Source organism: Streptomyces sp. NBC_01537 (genome assembly GCF_045040445.1).
GTDB lineage: Bacteria > Actinomycetota > Actinomycetes > Streptomycetales > Streptomycetaceae > Actinacidiphila.
In genome coordinates this window covers 2886954-2910030 of sequence record NZ_CP109392.1, presented here as the reverse complement: position 1 = coordinate 2910030, position 23077 = coordinate 2886954, and the positions used below count along the sequence as shown (strand labels likewise).

General features: G+C 69.8%; 21 protein-coding genes and 1 riboswitch. Of the genes, 2 read left to right on the top strand and 19 right to left on the bottom strand.

The window, feature by feature from the left end; translation table 11 throughout:
- Positions 1-48: 48 nt before the first annotated feature.
- The 18 genes from OG607_RS13350 to gcvT form a co-directional block, all read right to left on the bottom strand.
- Positions 49-441 (bottom strand): type II toxin-antitoxin system VapC family toxin, encoded by a 393-nt coding sequence (locus tag OG607_RS13350; RefSeq protein ID WP_405722848.1) that lies wholly within the window; start codon positions 439-441, stop codon positions 49-51.
- Positions 438-710, bottom strand: a complete 273-nt coding sequence (locus OG607_RS13345) for a hypothetical protein (protein WP_405722847.1) — start codon at positions 708-710, stop codon at positions 438-440. Before OG607_RS13345 ends, OG607_RS13350 begins: the two co-directional genes overlap by 4 nt.
- A gap of 181 nt (positions 711-891) precedes the next feature.
- A complete protein-coding gene (locus OG607_RS13340) occupies positions 892-2388 on the bottom strand; it encodes an FAD-dependent oxidoreductase (RefSeq protein WP_405722846.1) in 1497 nt (498 codons plus the stop codon).
- Positions 2385-3386: an ABC transporter ATP-binding protein gene (locus OG607_RS13335; RefSeq protein ID WP_405722843.1), complete on the bottom strand. Its 1002-nt coding sequence runs from the start codon at positions 3384-3386 to the stop codon at positions 2385-2387. Before OG607_RS13335 ends, OG607_RS13340 begins: the two co-directional genes overlap by 4 nt.
- Complete coding sequence (locus tag OG607_RS13330; protein WP_405722842.1) at positions 3383-5113, bottom strand: dipeptide/oligopeptide/nickel ABC transporter permease/ATP-binding protein; 1731 nt, start codon at positions 5111-5113, stop codon at positions 3383-3385. The genes OG607_RS13335 and OG607_RS13330 overlap by 4 nt, the downstream gene beginning before the upstream one ends.
- Positions 5110-6051: an ABC transporter permease gene (locus tag OG607_RS13325; protein ID WP_405722840.1), complete on the bottom strand. Its 942-nt coding sequence runs from the start codon at positions 6049-6051 to the stop codon at positions 5110-5112. Before OG607_RS13325 ends, OG607_RS13330 begins: the two co-directional genes overlap by 4 nt.
- Before the next feature lie 6 nt (positions 6052-6057).
- Positions 6058-7446 (bottom strand): ABC transporter substrate-binding protein, encoded by a 1389-nt coding sequence (locus tag OG607_RS13320; protein ID WP_405722839.1) that lies wholly within the window; start codon positions 7444-7446, stop codon positions 6058-6060.
- Between the two features lie 388 nt (positions 7447-7834).
- A complete protein-coding gene (gene fdxA / locus OG607_RS13315) occupies positions 7835-8155 on the bottom strand; it encodes a ferredoxin (protein ID WP_405722837.1) in 321 nt (106 codons plus the stop codon).
- Positions 8152-9237, bottom strand: a complete 1086-nt coding sequence (locus tag OG607_RS13310; protein WP_405722836.1) for a 2-oxoacid:ferredoxin oxidoreductase subunit beta — start codon at positions 9235-9237, stop codon at positions 8152-8154. Before OG607_RS13310 ends, fdxA begins: the two co-directional genes overlap by 4 nt.
- Entirely contained in the window at positions 9234-11114 is a 1881-nt protein-coding gene (locus OG607_RS13305) for a 2-oxoacid:acceptor oxidoreductase subunit alpha (RefSeq protein ID WP_405722834.1), read from the bottom strand. The genes OG607_RS13310 and OG607_RS13305 overlap by 4 nt, the downstream gene beginning before the upstream one ends.
- Positions 11115-11750: 636 nt before the next feature.
- Positions 11751-12473, bottom strand: a complete 723-nt coding sequence (locus OG607_RS13300; protein ID WP_405722832.1) for a nuclear transport factor 2 family protein — start codon at positions 12471-12473, stop codon at positions 11751-11753.
- Between the two features lie 26 nt (positions 12474-12499).
- The gene (locus OG607_RS13295; protein ID WP_405722830.1) at positions 12500-13192 is read right to left on the bottom strand and encodes a nuclear transport factor 2 family protein; all 693 of its coding nucleotides are present in this window, start codon (positions 13190-13192) and stop codon (positions 12500-12502) included.
- Positions 13193-13206: 14 nt separating this feature from the next.
- Positions 13207-13947 carry a nuclear transport factor 2 family protein gene (locus OG607_RS13290; RefSeq protein WP_405722828.1) on the bottom strand — a complete coding sequence of 247 codons (741 nt, stop codon included), beginning with the start codon at positions 13945-13947 and terminating at the stop codon, positions 13207-13209.
- Between the two features lies 1 nt (position 13948).
- Complete coding sequence (locus OG607_RS13285) at positions 13949-14647, bottom strand: nuclear transport factor 2 family protein (protein ID WP_405722826.1); 699 nt, start codon at positions 14645-14647, stop codon at positions 13949-13951.
- Between the two features lie 1070 nt (positions 14648-15717).
- Positions 15718-17085: an L-serine ammonia-lyase gene (locus OG607_RS13280; protein ID WP_405722823.1), complete on the bottom strand. Its 1368-nt coding sequence runs from the start codon at positions 17083-17085 to the stop codon at positions 15718-15720.
- Positions 17086-17198: 113 nt separating this feature from the next.
- Positions 17199-18479 carry a serine hydroxymethyltransferase gene (gene glyA, locus OG607_RS13275; RefSeq protein ID WP_405722821.1) on the bottom strand — a complete coding sequence of 427 codons (1281 nt, stop codon included), beginning with the start codon at positions 18477-18479 and terminating at the stop codon, positions 17199-17201.
- A gap of 57 nt (positions 18480-18536) precedes the next feature.
- Complete coding sequence (gene gcvH / locus OG607_RS13270; protein WP_329311964.1) at positions 18537-18914, bottom strand: glycine cleavage system protein GcvH; 378 nt, start codon at positions 18912-18914, stop codon at positions 18537-18539.
- Positions 18915-18956: 42 nt separating this feature from the next.
- The gene (gcvT, locus tag OG607_RS13265; RefSeq protein WP_405722820.1) at positions 18957-20066 is read right to left on the bottom strand and encodes a glycine cleavage system aminomethyltransferase GcvT; all 1110 of its coding nucleotides are present in this window, start codon (positions 20064-20066) and stop codon (positions 18957-18959) included.
- 152 nt (positions 20067-20218) lie between these two features.
- A riboswitch (glycine riboswitch) is annotated at positions 20219-20323 on the bottom strand.
- 160 nt (positions 20324-20483) lie between these two features.
- On the opposite strand from gcvT, the gene OG607_RS13260 reads away from it, so the two are divergent.
- The gene (locus OG607_RS13260; RefSeq protein ID WP_405722818.1) at positions 20484-21155 is read left to right on the top strand and encodes an AAA family ATPase; all 672 of its coding nucleotides are present in this window, start codon (positions 20484-20486) and stop codon (positions 21153-21155) included.
- A gap of 54 nt (positions 21156-21209) precedes the next feature.
- Here the strand turns inward: OG607_RS13260 and OG607_RS13255 are convergent, their stop codons facing one another.
- Entirely contained in the window at positions 21210-22145 is a 936-nt protein-coding gene (locus OG607_RS13255) for a hypothetical protein (RefSeq protein ID WP_405722816.1), read from the bottom strand.
- 167 nt (positions 22146-22312) lie between these two features.
- Here OG607_RS13255 and OG607_RS13250 point away from each other — a divergent pair, with 167 nt between their 5' ends.
- A complete protein-coding gene (locus OG607_RS13250) occupies positions 22313-23071 on the top strand; it encodes an enhanced serine sensitivity protein SseB (protein WP_405722814.1) in 759 nt (252 codons plus the stop codon).
- The last annotated feature ends 6 nt before the right edge of the window (positions 23072-23077 follow it).

Sequence of the window (23077 nt, the reverse complement as noted above, 5' to 3'; positions counted from 1 at the left end):
CTCTCGCCGCGCTTGGTTCCGCTCTTGTGGACACCTTTGTCGCAGGGGTCAGACTTTGATGACGCGGGTGCCAGGACCGCACAGCATCAGGAGGTCCTCGGGGTCGGAGGTCAGTACGGTCACTGGGGCGGGTGAGGCCAGTGCGGTGGCGGCCACGATTGCGTCGAGGGCGTACTTGTGGCCGTGCAGCCCGGCTGCGGCGAGAAGCTTGCTTGCGTGGCGGGCGATGACTTCCGTAGGCGGGATGATGTTCACTCGCGAGACCGCGTAGTCGAAGCGGGCTTGGTTCACCCGGGGGTCACGGGCTTCGACGAGCGTGACGGAGCTGGTGACCACGCGGATGTCCTCTGCCTCGGCGGCGGCCAGCCACTCGGTGAGTTCGGGGGAGTGCCGTACGAGCTTGGACAGTCCTTCGCAGTCCAGCAGGAGGGTGCCGCTCACGCGGCGTCCGCCGAGCCGGCCGTATTGCCGCGCAGGACCGCCCGCTTGGCCTCGACCGCGCCGTGGTCGACCGGACCGTGCTCGGCTTCCGCGTCCTCGATCAGCTCGCGAAGTCGGTCCCGCTCCAGCTGGCGCTGGATGAGAGCTTCGAGGTATGCGGACATGCCGCGCTTGCCGGTGCGCTCCTTGAGCGCCGCGATGGTGCCTTCGTGGAGGGAGACGGATACCGGCCGGACAGGGCCTTCGCCGGGGGCGGGGGGAGTAGTCATACGTCGAGTTTAACAAGTCAATTGTTATTTAGTTGCGGGACTCGGTCCCTCCGGAGCCGGAAGAGGTGAGAGGGAAGGCCCTGACAGCTCCGAAAGACTCGAAGGAGCAGGTCAGGGCCGGTTTCCTCAGCACGGCGCCGGACAGACCCTAGGGCGACGGGGTAGACGGGCGTGCTCCCCGTCACCCCGTGGCGGCGCGGATCCCGGCGATACGGCCCGAACTGATTGCCCAGGACAGCGGAGTGCCGAACCGGTGCTCGTCAAGGCCGATCCAGCCGCCGACGACCGAGCCGGCCCCGAACAGTCCGGGGATGGGGCGGGACTGCGGGTCGAGCACCCGCAGGTGCTGGTCGATCCGCAGCGGCCCGGCGGTGTCGATCATGAGTGGCCGGAACCGCAGGGCGTAGAACGGCGGCTTGCGCAGCGGGACCAGGTGCTCGGGGTCCTTGGCCCACAGTGCGTCACGCCCGGCGTCGCAGTAGCCGTTGTATTCCTGCACGGTGGCGCCCAGCGCCTCCGGGTCGGCGCCGATCCAGTGTGCGATCTCCGACCAGTCATTGGCCGAGACGCACCAGTCCTTGTTCGCCGGATCGGCCAGCGTGTCACGCAGCGTGGTGCGGTAGCCCCCGGCGATCCAGGTGCCCGGATCTTCCTCGCCGGGACGCGCCTCTCCGGCGAACGGGTCCGGCTGTTCGATGACGTACTGCACCAAGTCGTCGTCGAACAGTGCGAACCCGGCCATGCCGGGCTGGACGATCAGCGCGTTGGTGGTGGCGTTGACCCTGCCGAGTGATTCGTCGAGGAACCGATCGCCGCGTGCGTTCACCCACAGGCAACGAGGCTCCATGCCCGCGCGGTTCGGCTTGTTCTTCTTGGTCTTGAAGCTGTAGCAGTTCTCCTTGATGAGGAACGAACGGCCGCCTGTGTCGGCCCCGACCGCGCCGGCGAGGGCGATTCCGTCGCCGGCCAGTCGCTTGGTGTCGGTCCAGTAGACGTCCTCGTCGTAGACACCGGGGAATTTCTCGTGCAGCAGTTCGACGTTTCCGGTGAAGCCCCCGGTGGCGAGCACGACCCGCGGGGTCTGGATCGTGATCCTGCCGTCCCTGGTGTCGGCCACCACCGCGCTCACCCCGGTGTCCGGCGAGCCGATGATCTCGGCCGCTGCGGCCCTGGTGAGAATCTGGCCGCCCTTGGCTGTGAAGTGCTTGCTGAGCTCCTCCATCACCCGCTGGAAGCTGCCGGGGTGGTTGGACCATCCGCTGGGCTCAACGCCCAGGTCCACGCCCGTCATGGGCCGGTAGCCGATACCGCGATCCTCCAGCCAGTTCACCGTCTCGTCGGCCTCGTCCACCCACAGCCGGACAAGCCTGGGATCCACGCCGTCGTAGTGGTGGTACGCCATCGTGTCCCGGAAGACGGTGTCGGGCGAGTTCCCGAGGCCGGCCTCACGCTGGGACCTGCTCTGCACCGAGAACAGGAACCCGCCAGACATACCGGCGTTGCCGCCCACGAGCGGGCGCTTTTCCAGCACCACGACCCGGTCCAGTCCGTGCTCCTGTGCGGTGATCGCTGCCGGCAACCCTGCACCACCGGCCCCGATCACCACCAGGTCCGCCGTCATTCCGCCCGCGGGCGCCACGTTCACCGAGTTGGGCTGGTCCAGGGTCATATCGCTCATGCGTTTGCTCCCTCAGGTGCGGGGTTGTCGGCGGTGAAAAGGTGGCAGGCGATCGTCCGGCCATCGACGACGGTGACGGCCGGCCGCTGGATCCGGCACGTCGACGTGGCGTGCGGGCAGCGTGGTGCGAAGGGGCAGCCTTGCGACGTGGGCCCTGTCCCCTCACTGGCGGCGACCGGGCCGGCCTGCTGCCGGGCTGCTCGCCGTTTGCGTTGGCGGAGCGGGTCGGCCACGGGTGAGCTGGCGATCAACGCCTGGGTGTAGGGGTGCAGTGGCCGGAACAGGACGTCCTGTGTGGTTCCGGTTTCCATGACTCGCCCGCGGTAGAGCACGACCACTCGTTGGGCGATGGCCGCGACCACCGCGAGGTTGTGCGCGATGAACAACATGGCCGTCCCCCGCTCGCGGCTCAGGTCGCTCATCAGGTCGAGCATCCGTGCCTGGGTGACCACGTCGAGGGCGCTGGTCGGTTCGTCGCAGATGACAAGCGCCGGATCGGTGGAGATCGCCCTGGCGATGGCGATGCGCTGACGCTGGCCTCCGGAGAACGCGCTCGGGTAGCGGTCGATCGCTTCGGCGGGCAGGCCGACCCGGGTCAGCAGCTCCTCGATCCGCGTCCGGGCGTCCGCGGCACTGAGCTTGCCGTGGACTTCGAGGGGTTCACCCAGCGTCCTGCCGATGGTGCATGCCGGATTGAGCGAGGCGTAGGGGTCCTGGAAGACGACCTGGAGCCCGGTGGACAGATCCCGCCGATCGGCGGCATGCCGGTGGGTGATGTCCTGGCCGTCGAGGTGGATGGTGCCCCGCGCCGGGGCCGTCAGGCCGAGAATCGCCCTGCCCACCGTCGACTTGCCCGAGCCCGACTCGCCCACAAGGCCCACGATCTCCCCGTGGCCGACCGTGAGGCTCACGTCGTCGACCGCCTTGGTGGGACTGGAGCGCCACCCGCTCCTGTACTCCACGCCGAGATCCCTGACGTCCAGCAGGGGTGTGCTCATCCCCAGCTCCTTTCCTCGCCGGCGTCGACCGGAAGCCGGGGTGTCGCCGCGACCAGCGTGCGGGTGTATTCCTGGGCGGGCGACAGCAGCACCGCCTCCGTGGTGCCCTCCTCGATCAGACGACCGTCCGACATGACCGCGACCCGGTCGCAGATGTCGGCGACCACACCCAGGTCGTGTGTGACCAGCAGAAGCGTCAGTGAGGACTCCTCCCGCAGGTGCAGCAGGAGATCGATGATTTCTGCCTGGACGGTGACGTCGAGCGCCGCGGTGGGTTCGTCGGCGACCAGCACATCGGGCTCGCCGCTGAGGGCGAGCGCGATCGCCACCCGCTGTGCGATGCCCCCGGAGAGCTGGTGCGGATAGCGGCGGGCGACCGCGGCCGGATCGGGCAGGCCGACGCGGGTCAGCAGACTCAGCGCGATCCGCCGGGCCTCCCGCCGACGGACGCGCCGATGCAGGCAGATCATCTCGTCCAGTTGCGAGCCGACGGTGAAGGAGGGGTCGAGCGCGGCCATCGGTTCCTGGGCCACAAGGCCTATTCGGGACCCGCGGACCTTGCACAGTCGCGCCTCGTTCAGGCGCAGCAGGTCCTCTCCGTGGAGTAGCACCCGGCCCGAGGTGACCCGCCCGGGCGGCGGCACCAGCCCGAGGATGGACAGCGCGGTCGTTGTCTTGCCGGATCCGGACTCGCCGACCAGACCGAACACCTCTCCGCGCTGCAGCTGGAAGCCGACGTCCCGGACCACGGCTCGGTCGCTGCCGTCCTCTCCCAGATAGCACACGTGCAGCCGGTCGACCGTCAGCACCGCCTCCGACGCCGGCGCGGGCGGGGCCACCGCGTCCGCAGGCTCATCCGGCACCGGCCGTCGCGGGTCAGGCAGTTGCGACGGACGCCGGTGCCCGCTCAGCGCCTCCAGCAGGGCGTGGCCGACGAGGTTGAGGGACAGCACGGTCGCGGTGAGGGCGAAGCCGACCGGAACCATCAGCCACGGGTGCTGATCCATGTTGTTTGCGGCGTTCAGGGTCATCTGACCCCAGCTCGGGGTCTCCGGCGAGAAGCCGAGGCCGAGGAAGGACAGGGACGTCAGAAACAGGAACGTGCCGCTGTACTGCACGACCGCCTGGACGATGAGGGGACCGGTGACGTTAGGCAGGATGTGCCGGGCCAGGATCCGCGGGCGCGACAGCCGGGAGACCAGCGCGGCGTCGACGTACGGCAGCTCGCGTGCGGCAGCCGTCGAGGTCCTCACGACCCGGAAGACGGCGCCGCTGGTCAGCACTCCGAAGGAGATGGCCATCACGATCAGGTTGTTGTCGGTCACCGCAGCGATGGCCAGCACCACCACCAGACCCGGCAGCGCGAACAGGATGTCGACGACGAAGGTGGCGGCGGTGTCGACCCGCCCCGACAGGTAGCCCGCGAGCAGCCCGCCGGGTACGGCGAGCAGCAAGGAGACCCCTACCGGGATGAGAGCGGTCAGCAGCAGTCCGCCTCCGCCGTGCAGCAGCCGCGAGAAGATGTCGCGGCCGAGCTCGTCGGAGCCCAGCCAGTGCGCTGCGCCGGGCCCGCTGAACGGGTTGGACAGGTCCTGCTCCAGCGGGTCGATGGGCGCGAGCACCGATGCCATCGCGCATGCCACGCTGATTCCGATCAGCCAGATGAGACTCACCCAGACTGCCGGGCGGGCGAGCGCCTTGCGCAGGACTGCGACGGACGGGGTCATGAGAACCGGATCCTTGGGTTGAGGGCCGCGGCCACCACATCGGTCAGCAGGTTGACAGCGACGATGATGAGGCTGAACGCCAGCACCGCGCCCTGCACGATCGGAAGATCATGCTGGCGGATCGAGCTGAGCATCAGCGTGCCCACGCCGGGCAGGTTGAAGATCGCCTCGATCACCATGACCCCGCCGAGAGCGAACACGAAACCGAGGCTGCCCACGGTCACCACCGGGCCGCTGGCGTTGCGCAGCACATGCCTGCACACGATCCGCCTACGGGACAGCCCATTGGCCGCAAGCATGCGAACGTAGTCGCGCGAGAGCTGGTCGACAACGCCCGCCCGGGTCTGGAACGCCACCGGCCCCACCCCCGCCAGCCCCACGGCGACCATCGGCAGGATCAGGTGCGACAGCCATTCCCCCGGTGAGGCGGTGAAAGCCACGTACCCGGTGGCCGGCAGCACCGGAAGCCGGATGGCGAAGGCGAACACGAGCAGGCCCGCGAGCCAGAAGCTCGGAACCGCCATGCCGATGCTGGCCACCCACATGACCGCGCGGTCCATCGCGCCGCCCCGCACGGCCGCGACCGTCCCGAGGGTGACGCCGACCAGGAGGGTGAACCCCGTGGCCAGCACGGCGACCGACACCGTGACCGGCAGCGCGCTGCCGAGGGCGTCGGTCACCGTCTGATTCGACACCAGGGACGCCCCCAGGTCGCCGTGGAACAGGCCGCCGAGCCAGTCGCCGTACTGGACGATTGTCGGCCGGTCCAGTCCCAGCGAGGCTCGGAGTTCGGCCACCTGGTCCGCCGTGGCCCCCGTGCCGAGCAGAAACGACGCCGGGTCCCCAGGAACAAGCTGGACCAGCAGAAACGTCAGCGTCGCGACGATCCCCATGATGGGGACCACGGACGCCAGCCGCCGCAAACACAATCGGAGCATGATCACTCAGCTCCCGACCGGCGTCAAGTGGTACAGCATCGGTGCACCGGCCCGGTCGGGCTCGACCACCTTGACGACATCCGGGTTGTAGCCGTGCAGCTGGCTGCTCAATGCCGGGATCACGTACCACGCCTGCTCCGCGGCGGTCTCGGCCAACTGCGCGTAGAGCCGCTTCTGCTCGGCTCCTTCGGCTGAGACGGCCTTGGCCAGCAGGGCATTCACCGTCGCGTTGCTGTTGCCGAGCGGGTTCATCGCAGACTTCTTCGTCATCGCGAAGGTGATGTCGCTGTAGGGGAGTCCGGTCACCGACAGGAGACACGTGGACATCGCCCACTTGCCGGAGTTGGTCTGCTGCACGAAGTCGTCACCGTGGTTGCTGAGCTGCACGTCGATGCCGACCTTGCGGAGATAGCCGGCGAGGGCCTGGGCCATCTGGTCCCACTGCGGGTTGTTCACCACCTTGACCGAGAACCCGTTCGGGTAGCCGGCCTGGCGCAGGAGCTGCTTGGCCTTGGCCACGTCATAGGTGTAGTAGCTGTCGATGCTCTGGCTGTAGCCGAGGCTGTCCGGTCCGAACGGCGTCGAGGCGTTGGTGACCCCTTGACCGGCGAGCACGGACTTGAGGATGGCCTTCCTGTCGATCGCGTAGTTCATGGCCTGCCGGACGCGCACATCACCCAGCGGCTTGTTGATCTCGCCCTTGGTGTCGAAGATCGTGAAGCCGAAGAAGGCGGATGCGGAGCCCTGGGCGATCTTCCACCCGTTGATTTCCGTTCCAGCCGACACGATCGTGTAGTCGATCTGGCCGCCGCGTGCCGCGTTGTCGGTGGCCGTGGGGTCGGCCATCAACTGCACCACCAGCTTTTCGAAGCGGGGCCACTGGGCGGCCGTCGCCCAGTACTTCTTGTTCTGGGTGAACGTGTAGGTCTTGTTCTGCGTCGTGCCGCTCTTGTCGAGGATGTACGGGCCGGATCCGACCGCTGTGTCGGCGAGCGTGCTGGGGTTCTTGAGCGCGGTGGGACTTATCATCCAGCCGGCCTGCTGGGAGAACCCGTAGGGCAGGTCGGGCTGGGGGGACGTCAGGTTGAAGCGCACCTTGCTCTTGGACACGACGTCGACCGACTGGATGTACGAGAGGTAGGGCGCCGCCGCCACGTTCGACGGACTGACCGACTTGGCGTACTCGATGTTGGCCTTGACGGTCTCCGCGTCGAAGCTCGCGCCGTCGGTGAAGACCACATCGGTACGCAGCTCCATCACCAGGGTCTTGGAGTCGCTGTAGTCCCACGAGGTGGCCAGCCACGGGACGACGGTGCCGTCCGCGTCGAGATGGGTGAGCGTGTCGTACGTCGCGGCTGTCACGTACTGGCTCAGCTGGGTCTTCCACGGGTCCATCGAGTTCCCTGTCGGGAACGCGGCCATCGTGAAGGTGGTCTTCTGTCTGGACCCTCCTGTGCTGCCCGAGCCGGCACAGCCGGTGGCGGCCACCAGGACGGATGATCCGATAAGTGACAATGCTGTACGCCTCAACACCATGAACTCCTCAACGTCGGCTCTGACTCAACGAGGTATGTGGTGGTCTCGAATTCAACACGCCGTACGACACGGTGAGAATGCATCGGCGTCGGCTGCGTGCTGATGGCTGCCATTCCTGGAGACGATGGGCAGTGGTCGTCCGGTCTCCGGAATAAACGCCACGTGAGAATTCCGTCTCTCCGTGTTGCCATCCTCGCCTTCTAATTGAGGTGCACCCGCTTCTCGGAGAAACGGGATTCACTGACGATCAACGGACGGGTGGTGGAAAATCGGCGACGAGCGGGGCGTCCGCCGATATCGGGCCGGTCCCGGAGGCACCTCCCGGAGAGCCGAGGCCGGTGAAGAAGGCCTCGCCGGCGTTGGTGAAGGCGGCCCACTCCGGCGGCACGTCCTCGGAATAGAAGATCGCCTCGACCGGGCACACGGGTTCGCAGGCGCCGCAGTCGACGCATTCCTCCGGGTGGATGTAGAGCATGCGCTCGCCCTCGTAGATGCAGTCCACGGGGCATTCCTCCACGCATGCCCGGTCCTTCACGTCCACGCAGGGCTGTGCGATGACGTACGTCATGGGGTATCCCTCCGATGCGGTTCCACGGTCCAGGCGTCGCGGCCTCGCAGCAGGTCCCGCAGGGTGCCACCGCCCCCGCTCTGGGCCGCCTGCTCTCTTACCAGGTCGTCGTAGGTGGGACGCCGAGCCGCCCGGAACACCCCGACGGGCACGACGGGGCCGTGGTCCCCGCTGTCCAGCCGGGACAGGGCGAACGCCTGCGTGGGGTCGCCGGCCGCGGCGTCGTGCACGACCAGGGCGTCCTCGCCCGTCTCGGCGACCGGGGCCACACGCAGTCCGCCGGTACGGAGGTCGCGCACGACGCCGTACTCTCCCTCGGCCCCGAAGCGCACCGGTTCCCCGTCGCGCAGCGGGATGATCCGCTGGACGCGCTCCTGGGGATCCTTCACGGCGTCGAAGGCGCCGTCGTTGAAGACCGGGCAGTTCTGGTAGATCTCCACAAGGGCCGTCCCCCTGTGCTCGGCCGCCGCCCGTAGCACCTCGGTGAGCTGCGCGCGGTCGGAGTCCAGGGCTCGGGCCACGAAGGTCGCCTCCGCGCCGAGGGCGAGCGAGACCGGGTTGAAAGGGTGGTCGACCGAGCCCAGCGGGGTCGACCTGGTGACCGTCCCGGGATCCGAGGTGGGAGAGTACTGGCCCTTGGTCAGTCCGTAGATCCGGTTGTTGAAGAGCAGGATCTTCAGGTTGACGTTGCGCCGCAGGGCGTGGATGAGGTGGTTTCCCCCGATGGACAGCGCGTCGCCGTCACCGGTGACCACCCAGACGCTGAGATCCGGGCGGGTGACGGCGAGGCCGGTGGCCAGGGTGGGGGCGCGTCCGTGCACGGAGTGCACCCCGTAGGTGTCGAGGTAGTACGGGAAGCGGGACGAGCAGCCGATGCCCGAGATGAAGACGATGTTCTCGCGGCGCAGTCCGAGTTCGGGCAGGAAGGACTGGACCGCTGCCAGTACGGCATAGTCCCCGCAGCCGGGGCACCAGCGGACTTCCTGGTCCGAGCGGTAGTCCTTGGCGGTCTGCGGCTCGTCGGCCGAGGGCACGCCGTCCAGACCGTGCCTGCCCGGCAGGCCGAGCTCGGTCGTGGTCATGCCGATTCTCCTTTGATCACGGATACGAAGGCGTCGGCGAGTTCCTCGGCTCCGAAGGGCTGGCCGGTGACCTTCGAACGGCTGACCACGTCCACTCCGTACGCGGCGCGCAGGAGCCCGGCGAGCTGGCCGAGGTTCATCTCGGGCACCACCACCTGCCGGTAGGCACGCAGAACCGCGCCGAGATTGCCCGGGAAGGGCCGCAGATGCCGCAGATGGGTCTGGGCCACGGGCAGTCCGCGGGCCCGCACCCGGCGGCAGGCCGCACCGATGGGCCCGTACGTCGAACCCCAGCCGAGCACCAGTACGTCCGCCCGGCCGTCGGGGTCCTCGACCTCGACGTCGGGCACGTCTATGCCGTCGACCTTCGCCTGGCGCAGCCGGACCATGAGCTCGTGGTTGGCCGAGTCGTAGGAGATCGTTCCTGGGCCGTCGGACTTCTCCAGGCCGCCGATGCGATGCTCCAGGCCTGGCGTGCCCGGGATCGCCCACGGTCGGGCAAGGGTGGTCCGGTCGCGCAGATACGGCCAGAACGCCCCCGACCCGTCCGGGGCGTTGGGCTCGGTCGCGAATTCCACGCGCAGGTCCGGCAGGTCGTCGGGCTCCGGGACCAGCCACGGTTCGGAGCCGTTCGCCAGCGCTCCGTCCGACAGGAGCAGGACCGGGGTGCGGTAGGCGAGCGCGATCCGGGCCGCTTCCAGGGCGGCGTCGAAGCAGTCGCCGGGCGAGCGCGGAGCGATGACGGGCAGCGGGGCCTCACCATTGCGGCCGTGCATGGCCTGCAGCAGGTCGGACTGCTCGGTCTTGGTGGGCAGCCCGGTGGACGGCCCGCCGCGCTGGACGTCGATCACGACCAGTGGCAGCTCGGTCATCACCGCCAGGCCGAGGATCTCGCTCTTCAGGGCCAGCCCCGGCCCGGAGGTGGAGGTGACTCCCAGCGCCCCGCCGAAGGCCGCGCCGAGCGCGGCGCCGATCCCGGCGATCTCGTCCTCCGCCTGGAGGGTGAGGACGCCGAACTCCTTGTGGCGGGCGAGTTCGTGGAGGATGTCGGAGGCCGGGGTGATCGGGTAGCTGCCGAGCAGCACGGGAAGGCCCGCTCGCTGCCCGGCGGCAGTCAGCCCGAGAGCGAGCGCGGTGTTGCCGGTGATCTGCCGGTACGTGCCGGGCGGCAGCTCGGCGGGGGCGATCTCGTAGGTGGTGGCGAACGCCTCCGTGGACTCGCCGTAGTTCCAGCCTGTCCGGAAGGCTGTGACGTTGGCCTCGGCCACCTCCGGGCGGGCGGCGAACTTCCGCCGCAGGAAGGTCTCCGTGCCGGCGGTGGGGCGGCCGTACATCCAGGCGATCAGGCCGAGGGCGAACATGTTCTTCGCCCGCTCCGCGTCCTTGCGGGACAGGCCGCTGTCGGCGAGCGCGCCACGCGTCAGGCTGCTCATGGGCACCAGGTGCACGACGTGCCGGCTCAGGGTCGCGTCCTCCAGCGGTGAGGTCGCATAGCCCGCGCGCTGCAGGTTGCGGCGGGTGAACTCGTCGGTGTTGACGATCACGGTCGCGCCGGGCGGCACATCAGCGGCGTTGGCCTTGAGGGCCGCCGGGTTCATGGCGACGAGCACGTCGGGGCGGTCGCCGGGGGTGAGGATGTCGTAGTCGGCGAAGTGCACCTGGAACGAGGAGACACCCGGCACCGTGCCCTGAGGGGCGCGGATCTCGGCCGGGAAGTCCGGACGGGTCGCCAGGTCGTTGCCGAATGCGGCGCTGTCGGCGGACAGCCGGTCGCCCGCGAGCTGCATGCCGTCGCCGGAGTCGCCGGCGAAGCGGATGACGACGCGCTCCAGGCGCACGGGAGGACGCGGGACGGTCGGTGAGATGGGCGAGGTCACAGCAGTCCTCCCGGCCCGCTGCAGGCGAGCGGGGCGCGGCGGTTCTGCGTGGCGGGCAGATGGGACACGAAGGCCTCCAGTACGTCGGGAACAGGGAGCAAGGCGGGATGCCGTCCTGTGGACGGCCACCCGGGACGCAGCGTCCTGGGCGGCGGGCGCCGGAGCGGCGGGCGGTCAGTAGGCGTCCGACACCTCGTCGAAGGGTCGCGAGTGCCGGCAGAAACAGCGCCCCGAGACCCGTCGCGCACACACTCACCGCTCCGGACCGGTCCAAGAGGAATCCCCGGCACAACGCGCCGACGGCGGTGAAGAAAACCACCACGCTCACGGCGATCAGAGATGATTCCCGCCATGCAGACAGAGCTGGGTACGACGAGAACACGCCATTGGTATTGAGGTTGCAGGGTTTGCGGCATGTCTGTGTTCCGTTCGCCAGGTCAAGAATGCGTCGGCAGTGGACTCCGCGACGCGGAGCGCTGTGTCCGCCGGTCTTCCGTGGCTCCCATTCCGAATGAGGCATGGCAATCGGTATGGCAGCGATGCAGCGATACTCAGGAACGGGGCTTGCATTCCCGAGCGCTTCTACCTATTTGGGCTGGTTCCCTGTGCGGAAACGGGCAGCGAGGCCGGTCACTGTCAGTAGCTGAAGGTCTCGCTGAAGGTGGCGTAGGGCTCGGGCATGCGCGGCAGGTCCTGCGGCAGCTGGGTCTGGCTGTAGACCCTGTAGGTCTCCTCCTCGATGTCGGGGCGCGGCATCTCCACCGGGGGGCCGCCGACGCCCATCGGCGCGTCGGCGGTCCGGTCCGCCCAGCTCACGCCGACCGGCGTGAAGAAGTCCGTGTAGACGTGCATGTGCCAGATCTTCCAGAGGCCGTTCTCGCGGACGAAGTCGACGCCGTACTTCTCCCAGATCCAGTGCGCGATGGGCTTGTAGTCGGGCGGCATGACCTCGGTGACCTGGCCCGGGGAGTACCACATGCCCTTGGCCGTCTTCCCGTCGCCGGCGATCTCGATGATCGAAGTGGTCAGGGGGTGCATGATCAGAGTGCCGGCGCCCAGGTTGTCGTCCGACTCGTCGAGCTCGGGGTAGTGCTGGCGGAGCAGCTTGAGGTTGGCCCGCTGCATCATGCGGCACAGCTCGCCGTAGTAGTAGTTGATGGACTCGTATCCGACAAAGTAGCCCTGGTTCTGCGCGAAGGTGGGCTCCGGGGTCTCCTTGACCCAGATCGCCTCCAGCTCCTCGGCGTTCTTGCCGAGCCCGTGGTAGTAGGCGTGCCGGCTCATCACGTTCTGGACCTCGTGGATGTCCAGGACTTTCTGGAGCTTCTGCTCGGTGGTCAGTTCCGCGGTGTCGCTCATGTACGGCTCCTCGTTGAGGTGGAGGGTCAGGTGGGCTGGTCGGTGTACGACCAGGTCTCGTCGAACGTCCGGTACGGATCGGGCGGGGCCGGCGCCAGCCTCTGGGCCGTGTCGACGTGGTACGGCTGGTTGAAGCTGACCGGACGCGACGGGGGCGTCATGCCCTCCATGACCTGCCCGGGTTCGGGGAAGTAGGGCGGCCGGTGGATCGAGGACTCGACCCAGCTCTGGTGATAGGGCGTGCGGAAGGTGGTGTAGATGTGGAAGTGCCAGAACTTCCACGCGCCGCCCTCCTTGACGAAGTCGATGCCGTAGCGGCCCCACGACCAGTGGGCGATGGGCGGACCGTCCGGACTGGGATAGGTCTCGTGGCCCGGGGAGATCCACACGCCCTTGGCGGTCAGGCCGTCCTCGGCGATCTCGACCACGGGGGTGGTGGCGGCGTGCTCGGTCATGAGCCCCGGCAACTCCGGCGGGGCTCCGTCGACGTAGCAGCCCTTGACGGTCTCCGCGCCCTCGAAGACGCCCCAGTCCTCGGGCTCGAAGGTCAGGCCGGGCGCGTCCTTGGCGAAGAGCGTCTCGAACTCCTCGCCGTTGCGTCCCGCGGCGTGCAGGTATTCGTGCATGCCCATGAGGTTGTGGATCTCGTGGATGTCCTCCAGGCGTCGCAACCGCCTGTCGAAGTCGTCCTGGTCCTGTGCCGTCTGGTCCTGTGCCATCTGGGGGGGGTCCTTTACAGGGGCGGGAGGTCGTCGAGGGTGCGGTACGGCTCCGGGGGCCTGGGGTCGTACGTCGGCACGCGGGTGACGGAGTAGTCGTTGAGGGGCGCGGTCGGCGGCCGGTCGGACGTCGTGGACAGCGGTGGCGGCGACTGCGGGCGCAGCGAGCTCTCGACCCAGCTGCCGTCGTAGGCGGTACGGAAGCGCGGCACGACCCGCAGACGCAGGATCCGCCAGACGCCGTTCTCCTCGTCCTCCTCGTGGACGAAGTCGACGGCGTAGTGCACCCACGCCCAGCTGGCCTCGGGCCGTCCCGCGTCGGGGTTGAAGCCCGTCTGCGCGGCCATCACCATCCACACGCCGCGGGCCGAGCCGCCGTCCTCGGCGACCTGGATGACCGGGGTCGTGAACGCGCTCTCCAGCAGCATCCCCGCGCGGTCGTCCTGGACGTCCAGCTCCGGGTACTCGGCTCGCATGCCCTCCCCGTTGCGGCGGGCCATCTCCAGCAGCGGCCCGACCAGCGCGGCGCGGGCGCCGTCCAGCCCCTCGTACACGCCCCAGTCGGCCAGCTCGACCGTCACGCCGGGGGTGCGGCGGGCGAAGGTGCCGATGAGGTCGTCGTAGTGGCCGGCCGCGCTGAAGAAGGCGTGGCGGCCGATGAGGTTGTGGATCTCGTGCACCGCCCTGATCCGGTGCAGCCGCTGAGCCCTGGTCCGGGTCGTCGGGGTCGTCTGGGTCCCGGTAGTGGTCGTCACCTCAGGCCTCCTTCGGCGGGTCGGTGTAGCCGGTGGTCTCCTGCCAGCTCCCGTACGGCTCGGGCGGCGGGGGCTGCAGGGCGGGTACCGCGTCGAGCGCGTACGGCTGGTTGAAGGTCACCGGCCGGTCGACCACGGGCATGCCGGGAACGACCTCGCCCTTCTTCGGGAAATAGGCGGGGCGGTTGATCGAGGAGTCGACCCAGTCCTGGTCGTACGGCGTGCGGAAGGTGGTGTAGACGTGGAGGTGCCAGATCCGCCAGGTGCCGCCCTCCTTGAGGAAGTCGACGCCGTAGCGGCCCCATGACCAGTGGGCGGCCGGAAGGCCGTCCGGCATCGGGAAGGTCTCGTGCCCCGGGGAGATCCACACCCCTTTGGCGGTCAGGCCGTCACCGGCCACCTCGATGACGGGCGTCGTCAGGGTGTGCTCGATGAGCAGGCCCGGGGTGCCGGCGGGGAAGGGGTTCTTCTCCACGTACGCGTTCCAGATGTGGTCCCAGCCGTCCCACACGCCCCAGTCCTCGGCCTCGAAGGAGACGCCGGGGGCGTCCGTCGCCCAGCACTCCAGGAGCTCGCGGTCGTTGAGGCCGGCCGAGTGCAGGTACGCGCGGCGGCCCATGAGGTTGTGGATCGCCTGGACGTCCTCCAGGCGCTGGAGTTCCCTCTCCAGATCGGGTGTGACGGTGTCGTGGTTGTCCAACGCTTCTCATCCCTTGCGGTCGGAGGTCGTGGTCGGAGCTGTTGTGGCGGCAGTGAGCCCCTGCGCAAGCGGGCGCATGGCACTGCTCGGAATGGGTGTTGACGGGTGTCGCGGGGCAGCTTGACGACGGCTTGTCACCAGCCCGGGCCACCAGCCCGGGCCACCGGTCCTGCCACCGGCCCCGTCACCGGCGGGAAACGGCCGGGACGCCGTGTTCGGCGGACGCGCGGAGGCCGCGATCGTCGCCGGAGAAGGCGCGGGCGGGGGGTGGCGGAAGTGAAGGGTGCGGTGATGCCGTGTCAGGCGTTACGCACGAAGCCGCGGACCGGCCCCGGGCGGGATCCGTCTCTCAGCAACGTACGGGCACTGGGCGTCGCGTGGGCGGGGCGGCACGGCCGGCCCGTGTACATCACCGTGGAAGCCTTCTTGCAGCCCGTCGGCGTGGGCATCGAGCCGCCGAGAGCGCTCATGGACGGCCCCGCGTCATGGCGGCGCCCGTCGGAGAAGGAAGCGGGCCGCCGCCTGGCACCGGACCGAACCGGCGCGCACCCCACGGCGAGCATGCCGCCGCAGCGGCGAGGCTCGGACGTGAGGGCGGTCATTCGGCGTTCCTTCGGCTCTGGGGACCCCGCTCACCGAACCGACTGCGAGCCGGTGCGAGCGGGGCCGCATAGGCGGCTCCGGTGCCCTCACAGTAGCGAGCACCGTCCGTGGCCGGAAGGGGTCGGAAATCGCCTCGCAACATGGATGGCATGCGCCATCAATATGTGCCGTACGACCCCTTGTGCGACGCCCGGGAATGGGCCAGGACCGCCCTCACGACCCTTCGTGGCGCGCCCGTGCCTCGCGGTACGCGAGCACCCGGCCACCGTCACGGTGCGCCATCTCGCGGACGACCAGGCTGTGTTGGCGGTGTACGAGGCCGGGGACGAGAAGTCCTCCACGTACGCGATGGGCGCCGCGCGGCAGTACCCCGGCGCGCTCGGGGGCATCGGCACTTTTCGCCGTGCAAGCAGGGAAGGCCCTGACGGCTCCGAAAGACTCGAAGGAGCAGGTCAGGGCCGGTTTCCTCAGCACTCGATGACGTTGACCGCGAGGCCGCCGCGGCTGGTCTCCTTGTACTTGACCTTCATGTCGGCCCCGGTCTCCTTCATGGTCTTGATGACCTTGTCGAGGGACACGTGGTGCCGCCCGTCCCCGCGCATCGCCATGCGGGCGGCGGTGACGGCCTTGACCGCGGCCATGCCGTTGCGCTCGATGCAGGGGATCTGGACGAGGCCGCCGACGGGGTCGCAGGTGAGGCCGAGGTTGTGTTCCATGCCGATCTCGGCGGCGTTCTCGACCTTTTCGGGGGAGCCGCCGAGGACTTCGGCGAGGCCGCCGGCGGCCATGGAGCAGGCGGAGCCGACTTCGCCCTGGCAGCCGACCTCGGCGCCGGAGATGGAGGCGTTCTCCTTGAAGAGCATGCCGATGGCGCCGGCGGAGAGGAGGAAGCGGACGACGCCGTCGTCGTCGGCGCCGGGGACGAAGTTGACGTAGTAGTGGAGGACGGCGGGGATGATGCCGGCGGCGCCGTTGGTGGGGGCGGTGACGACGCGGCCGCCGGCGGCGTTCTCCTCGTTGACGGCCATGGCGTAGAGGGTGGTCCACTCCATGGCGTGGGCGAGGTGGTTGCCTTCGGTGCGGAGCTGGCGGGCGGTGTTGGCGGCGCGGCGGCGGACTTTGAGGCCGCCGGGGAGGATGCCCTCGCGGGACATGCCGCGGGCCACGCAGGCCTGCATGACGTGCCAGATGTCGAGGAGGCCGGCGCGGATCTCGGTCTCGGTGCGCCAGGACTTCTCGTTCTCCAGCATGAGGCCGGAGATGGACAGGCCGGTGTCGTGGGAGAGGCGGAGCAGCTCGTCGCCGGTGCGGAAGGGGTACTTCAGGACGGTGTCGTCGAGCTTGATGCGGTCCTCGCCGACCGCGTCCTCGTCGACGACGAAGCCGCCGCCGACGGAGTAGTAGGTCTTCTCCAGCAGGGGCGCGCCGTCGGTGTCGTACGCGAAGAGGGTCATGCCGTTCGCGTGGTACGGGAGGGAGCGGCGGCGGTGGAGGATGAGCTGGGTGTCGAAGGCGAAGTCGATCTCGTGGACGCCGAGGAGGTTGATGCGGCCGGATGCGCGGATCCGCTCGGCCTGGGCGTCGGCGGTCTCGACGTCGACCGTGCGGGGGGAGTTGCCCTCCAGGCCGAGGAGTACGGCCTTGGGGGTGCCGTGGCCGTGGCCGGTGGCGCCGAGGGAGCCGAAGAGCTCGGCGCGGACGGAGGCCACGTGGGTGAGCAGGCCTTCGTTCTTGAGGCGGCGGGCGAACATGCGGGCGGCGCGCATCGGGCCCACGGTGTGGGAGCTGGACGGGCCTATGCCGATCGAGAAGAGGTCGAAGACGGAAATGGCCACGGTTGACTCCGTCGGTTGGTGCGTGGAGGGGAGAGTCGGAGGGGGCGGGAGGATCGTCAACGCGTTCCGTACGTGTTCCGTACCGTGGAACGCGTTGACGATACCGCAACAGGTCAGCGGGTCGACAGACCCGGGTACAGCGGGTGCTTGGCCGCCAGGGCCGAGACCCGGGCGCCGAGCGCCTTGGCCTGGTCCTCGTCGAAGCCGGGCTTGAGGGCCTCGGCGATGATGTCGGCGACCTCGCGGAAGTCCTCGGCCTGGAAGCCTCGGGTGGCCAGGGCCGGGGTGCCGATGCGCAGGCCGGAGGTGACCATGGGCGGCCGGGGGTCGTTGGGGATGGCGTTGCGGTTGACCGTGATGCCGACCTCGTGGAGGCGGTCCTCGGCCTGCTGGCCGTCGAGCTCGCTGTTGCGCAGGTCGACCAGGACCAGGTGGACGTCGGTGCCGCCGGACAGGACGGAGACGCCGGCCTCGGTGAGGTCGGGCTGGACCAGGCGCTCGGCGAGGATCTTGGCGCCTTCGAGGGTGCGGACCTGGCGGTCCTTGAACTCCTCGCTCGCCGCGACCTTGAAGGCGACCGCCTTCGCCGCGATGACGTGCTCCAGCGGACCGCCCTGCTGACCGGGGAAGACCGCCGAGTTGATCTTCTTGGCGAGCTCGGCCTTGCAGAGGATGACGCCGCCGCGCGGGCCGCCCAGGGTCTTGTGGGTGGTGGTCGTCACCACGTCCGCGTAGGGGACGGGGGAGGGGTGCAGCCCGGCGGCCACCAGGCCCGCGAAGTGCGCCATGTCGACCATCAGCAGGGCGCCGACCTCGTCGGCGATCCGCCGGAACGCGGCGAAGTCCAGCTGGCGCGGGTAGGCGGACCAGCCGGCGACGATCAGCTTGGGCTGGTTCTCCTTGGCGAGGCGCTCGACCTCCTCCATGTCGACCAGGCCGGTCTCGGCGTCCACGTGGTAGGGGACGACGTTGTAGAGCTTGCCGGAGAAGTTGATCTTCATGCCGTGGGTGAGGTGCCCGCCGTGGGCGAGGCTCAGGCCGAGGATCGTGTCGCCGGGGGAGAGCAGCGCGAACATCGCGGCGGCGTTGGCCTGCGCGCCCGAGTGCGGCTGTACGTTGGCGTGCTCGGCGCCGAAGAGCGCCTTGATGCGGTCGATGGCGAGCTGCTCGATGACGTCGACGTGCTCACAGCCGCCGTAGTAGCGGCGGCCGGGGTAGCCCTCGGCGTACTTGTTGGTGAGCACCGAGCCCTGCGCTTCGAGGACGGCGACCGGGGCGAAGTTCTCGGAGGCGATCATTTCCAGGGTGGACTGCTGGCGGTCGAGCTCGGCGTCGACGGCGGCGGCGACATCGGGGTCGAGCTCGTGCAGGGAGCTGTTGAGGAGAGAAGACATCAGGCGGTATCCCGTTCGGCTGGGGCTGATCGGCTGAGGCGAGGCTGAGGCTTAGGGTCAGTTGCCGGTGAAGGAGGCGTACTCGTCGGCGGACAGCAGATCCGCCGGCTCGTCCGAGATCTTCACCTTGAAGAGCCAGCCGCCCTCGAAGGGGGCGGAGTTCACCAGTGCCGGGTCGTCCACCACGTCCTGGTTGACCTCGGTGACCTCACCGGAGACGGGCGCGTACAGGTCGCTGACCGACTTGGTCGACTCCAGCTCGCCGCAGGTGTCGCCCGCGGTGACCGTGGCGCCGACCTCCGGGAGCTGTACGTACACGACGTCACCGAGTGCGTCGGCGGCGTGCGAGGTGATGCCCACGGTGGAGACTCCCGCCTCGGCGGCGGAGACCCACTCGTGCTCCTTGCTGTAGCGCAGCTGCTGGGGGTTGCTCATGACCTGATTCTCCTGGATGAGGTGGTGTGCTCGCGAAAAGGGTCAGCGGGTGCGCTTGTAGAAGGGCAGGGCCACGACGGCGTACGCCTCGTGGCTGCCGCGGATGTCCACCGCGACCCCCTCCGTGCCGGGCGCGGCATACTCGGCGTCCACGTACGCCATGGCGATCGGCCTGCCCAGGGTCGGGGACGGGGCGCCGGAGGTGACCTCGCCGATCACCGTGCCGTCGGCCGCCACCACCGGATAGCCCGCCCGGGGGACCCGGCGGCCCTCGGCGACCAGGCCGACCAGCTTGCGGACGGGACGGCCGGCGGCGGCCTCCAGGGCTGCACGCCCCACGAAGCCGCCGGGCTTGTCGAACTTCACGACCCGGCCGAGTCCGGCGTCGAAGGGGGTGAGGGCGGCCGTCAGCTCGTGCCCGTACAGCGGCATGCCGGCCTCCAGGCGCAGCGTGTCGCGGCAGGACAGGCCGCAGGGCACCAGCCCCACTGGGGCGCCGGCCTCGGTGATGGCCTGCCAGAGCTTCTCGGCGTCGGCCGGGTCCACGAAGAGCTCGAAGCCGTCCTCGCCGGTGTAGCCGGTGCGGGCGATCAGTGCCTCGACGCCCGCGACGGTCCCGGGCAGCCCGGCGTAGTACTTGAGGCCGTCGAGGTCGGCGTCCGTGAGGCTCTTGAGGATCCCGGGGGACTCCGGGCCCTGGACGGCGATCAGTGCGTATGCGTCCCGGTCGTCCCGTACGTCCGCCTCGAAGCCGGCGGTGCGGGCGGTGACGGCGGGCAGGACGACGGCCGCGTTGGAGGCATTGGCGACGATCATGAACTCGGTCTCGCCGAGCCGGTAGACGATCAGGTCGTCGATGATCCCGCCGTCCTCCTGGCAGATCATCGTGTAGCGGGCCCGGCCGACCGCGAGCGCGGAGAGGTGGCCGACCAGCGCGTGGTCCAGGGCGAGGGCCGCCTGTGGGCCGGTGACGGTGATCTCACCCATGTGGGAGAGGTCGAAGAGCCCGGCGCGCGTGCGCACCGCGGTGTGCTCGTCGCGCTCGCTGCCGTAGCGCAGCGGCATGTCCCAGCCCGCGAAGTCGGTCATGGTGGCACCGAGCGCGCGGTGCAGCGCGTCGAGCGCGGTACGGCGCGGCGGGGTACTGGTCATCGAACGGGCTCCCAATGCAGGCGTGGCGAGGCTGATCCTCCCCATCTGTCATCGGAACCTGAGAGGTTCACCTGGACCCCTGAAAGGGTCCCGGTTTGCACCTTGGGTGGGGCGGCGCCGGATCACGGCCGCTGCCCGCTTTTCAGATGTGCCTCGTCCGCGCGGTGACTGTGCCTGAGAGATTCAAGGGAGGACTTGCTCCTTCGGCGCCCGCCGGTTGCGTCTGCACCCGGCTGGGACTCTCCCGCGCGGCCTCGAACGGCCTGTATGAGATTGAGGCGCTCATCATTGCACGCCCGTCCCGGATCCGTCTTGGCTCCGTCCCGATCATGTCCCGAAGGGGCCCGGATCATAGGGAAGTCATTGGTCTCCCCATTACCATTTCTTGAACAAAGCTCGACCGGGAGGGCGATCGCTGTGCTGGTGCGATGGAGCGGTGCGTACGCGTCGGCCGCCGGGGGCATGACCGTCCCCGGCCAGGCCCTACGAATCACGGTCCCGGCCCCGTCGAGAGTGCGGCCGGGGCGTCGTCTGACGGACCTGCGCGGCCGCGCGGTGCGCACCCTGAGCTACCCCGCCGGCGATGTGCTCGTCGTCTCCGGCCTGCCCGGCGGCGGCAAGAGCACCCTCATGCGGCGCGCGGCCGGCGCCCGGCTGATCGACTCGCAGGACGTACGCCTGCGCTGGGCGGCCCGCATGCCGCGCCGGCTGCCCTACGCCGTCTACCGCCCGCTGGTCCGGATCGCCCACTACGCGGGCATGCGGCGGGCGCTGCGCTCCGGCGAGAGCGTCGTCGTCCACGACTGCGGCACGCTGCCATGGGTACGGAACTGGCTCGCCCGCCAGGCGGCCGGGCGCGGCCGGGGCATGCACCTGCTGCTGCTCGACGTGCCGGAGGAGGCGGCCCGCGACGGGCAGCGCTCGCGCGGCCGCGGGGTGTCCGCGTACGCGATGGCCAGGCATCGCAGGGCGTCCCGGAGACTGCTGGCGGCGGCGCGGGCCGGGGGGCTCCCGGGTGCGTGCGTCTCGACGGTGCTGCTCGACCGCGCCGCGGCCCGGGCGCTCGACGCCATCACGTTCGACGTCTGAGCGGCCCGGGCCGCGGCGGGGATGCGGTGATGCGGGTTGTGCGGGTCGTGCGGGTCAGCCCATGCTCGCGGCGATCTGAGGAGCGGCCGGGACCGCCGGGACCGCCGGGGCATCCGGGACCGCCGGAACCGCGGGATCGGCCGGAACGGCCGGATCCGCCGAGGTTTCCGGAGCCACCGGAAGGTCCGGGGTCGCCGGGAGCTGGGGAGCCGAATCCGGAGTCCCCGGGGCCTGCGGATCCTGCGGGACTGACGGCGCCTGCGGGACCGCCGGCGCCTGCGGGACCACCGGGGCCTGCGGGACCACCGGGGCCTGCGGGTCGGCCTGCGTGACCGGCGGGTCGTCGGAGCGCAGGGCGCGCGACAGGGCCGGGGCGGCCGGTGCGGCCGGTGCGGCCGGGGCGTCCAGGGCGACCGGCAGCGGCAGACCCGACAGGAGCGCCCCCGGCAGGGCCGCCACCAGCGCGGGCACCGTGGTCGTGAGGGCCACCAGGTCCAGCGGGAGCTTGGTGACCATGGACGTGATGGTGCCCACGTCCTTCTTCGCCAGCGCCGCCACCAGCTGGGTGACGTCGCCGGTCAGGACGTCCAGTGCTGCCTTGACCTTCGCGAGCGCGTCATCGATGGGGGCTGCCGCGTCCTCCTGGCTCTGCGAGGAGTCGGCGGGCTTGGCGGGCTTGGCGGCCTTGGCCTTCTCGATCACGGCGCTGAGCCGGTCGGTCGCTTCCTTGAGGCTGCTCTGCAGCTCCTTGAGCTTGTTGGCATCCGGCGCCTGGGCCTGGGCCTCCTGGCCCAGTTTGCCCGCGAGGGACAGCGTGTCGCCCACCGCCATGACCGCCTCGGCGGGGGTGGCGGAGTCCGGGACCGCCACGACCGCGGCCGTACGGGTCGGAGCGTGGACCGCCGCGTCCGCGACGCCGGTGACGCCCAGGATGAGCGATCCGGAGAGCGAGGCGGCTATGGCAGTGGCAGCGATCTTGTTGATGAGCATGTCAGGGTTTCTCCCAAAGCGTGGAGGTTTGTTCTTACCTGACTCATCATTGAGAGGGTCGTCACGGAGTGCAACCTGACAATCACCATACGTGTCCATCCGGGTTACCGGATAGGGTTTCTGTACAGGTGGACACGTCAGAAGAGACGTCGGCAGGTGGGGTAGTGATGGAGATTCCGGCGCAACGCATACCGGACAGCCCGTTCGGTGGCTGGCCCGCCAACGAGCTGGAGGAAGTGCTCTCCGCCGCCATGGGCGACCCCGGCGCCACCGCGCGGGTCATGGAGGTGCTCGGCCGCTCCCACGTGTGGGTGCCGCTGCCGGGCGGCGGCAGCCCGGACAGCGCCGACCTGGACCTGGCGACCATGGAGCTCGACGGCATCGTCTACACCCCGGTCTTCAGCTCCGAGCAGCAGTTCCTGCAGGCCGCCAACGGCATGTCCTTCGCCGTCGCGCCGCTGCGCGAGTTCGCGCGCGGCCTGCCCCCGCAGATCGGTATCGCCGTCAACCCCGGTGGCGCGGTGGGCATCCCGCTGCCCCCGGCCGCCGTCATGGAGCTGTGCCGCACCGAGCGGGCGCCGGACGCGCCCACCGGTGCCCGGGTCCGGCTGTGGGAGCCGGGGGCGGACGAGGAGCCCGTGGAGTTCCTGGCCACGGCGGCGGGCGAGTTCGCCGTCACCCCGGTCGTCCTCAGCGCCCGGCGCGCGCTGGCCAGCGTGGAGGGCGATCCGCCCGCGCTGTTCATCGGCGTCGAGCTCGACCGCTGGCAGGAGGAGGACCGCGCCGCCGCGATGACCGCCCTCGGGCGCGCGCTGGGCGTGATGCCCGTGCCGTGGCCGGTCAACCTGGTTCTGCTCGACATCGCCCAGGACCCGGTCGGCGACTGGATGCTGGAGCGCGTACGGCCCTTCTACTCCCGGGACTGAGAGGCC

Bases quoted from the DNA above. Each gene is read 5' to 3' on its own strand.
- OG607_RS13345 (WP_405722847.1), bottom strand. From the start codon at position 710: ATGACTACTCCCCCCGCCCCCGGCGAAGGCCCTGTCCGGCCGGTATCC.
- OG607_RS13300 (WP_405722832.1), bottom strand. From the start codon at position 12,473: ATGAGCGACACCGCGGAACTGACCACCGAGCAGAAGCTCCAGAAAGTC.
- glyA (WP_405722821.1), bottom strand. From the start codon at position 18,479: ATGTCTTCTCTCCTCAACAGCTCCCTGCACGAGCTCGACCCCGATGTC.
- OG607_RS13255 (WP_405722816.1), bottom strand. From the start codon at position 22,145: ATGCTCATCAACAAGATCGCTGCCACTGCCATAGCCGCCTCGCTCTCC.
- OG607_RS13330 (WP_405722842.1), bottom strand. From the start codon at position 5,113: ATGACCCCGTCCGTCGCAGTCCTGCGCAAGGCGCTCGCCCGCCCGGCA.
- OG607_RS13250 (WP_405722814.1), top strand. From the start codon at position 22,313: ATGGAGATTCCGGCGCAACGCATACCGGACAGCCCGTTCGGTGGCTGG.
- gcvH (WP_329311964.1), bottom strand. From the start codon at position 18,914: ATGAGCAACCCCCAGCAGCTGCGCTACAGCAAGGAGCACGAGTGGGTC.
- OG607_RS13325 (WP_405722840.1), bottom strand. From the start codon at position 6,051: ATGCTCCGATTGTGTTTGCGGCGGCTGGCGTCCGTGGTCCCCATCATG.
- fdxA (WP_405722837.1), bottom strand. From the start codon at position 8,155: ATGACGTACGTCATCGCACAGCCCTGCGTGGACGTGAAGGACCGGGCA.
- gcvT (WP_405722820.1), bottom strand. From the start codon at position 20,066: ATGACCAGTACCCCGCCGCGCCGTACCGCGCTCGACGCGCTGCACCGC.
- OG607_RS13340 (WP_405722846.1), bottom strand. From the start codon at position 2,388: ATGAGCGATATGACCCTGGACCAGCCCAACTCGGTGAACGTGGCGCCC.
- OG607_RS13310 (WP_405722836.1), bottom strand. From the start codon at position 9,237: ATGACCACGACCGAGCTCGGCCTGCCGGGCAGGCACGGTCTGGACGGC.
- OG607_RS13320 (WP_405722839.1), bottom strand. From the start codon at position 7,446: ATGGACCCGTGGAAGACCCAGCTGAGCCAGTACGTGACAGCCGCGACG.
- OG607_RS13335 (WP_405722843.1), bottom strand. From the start codon at position 3,386: ATGAGCACACCCCTGCTGGACGTCAGGGATCTCGGCGTGGAGTACAGG.
- OG607_RS13295 (WP_405722830.1), bottom strand. From the start codon at position 13,192: ATGGCACAGGACCAGACGGCACAGGACCAGGACGACTTCGACAGGCGG.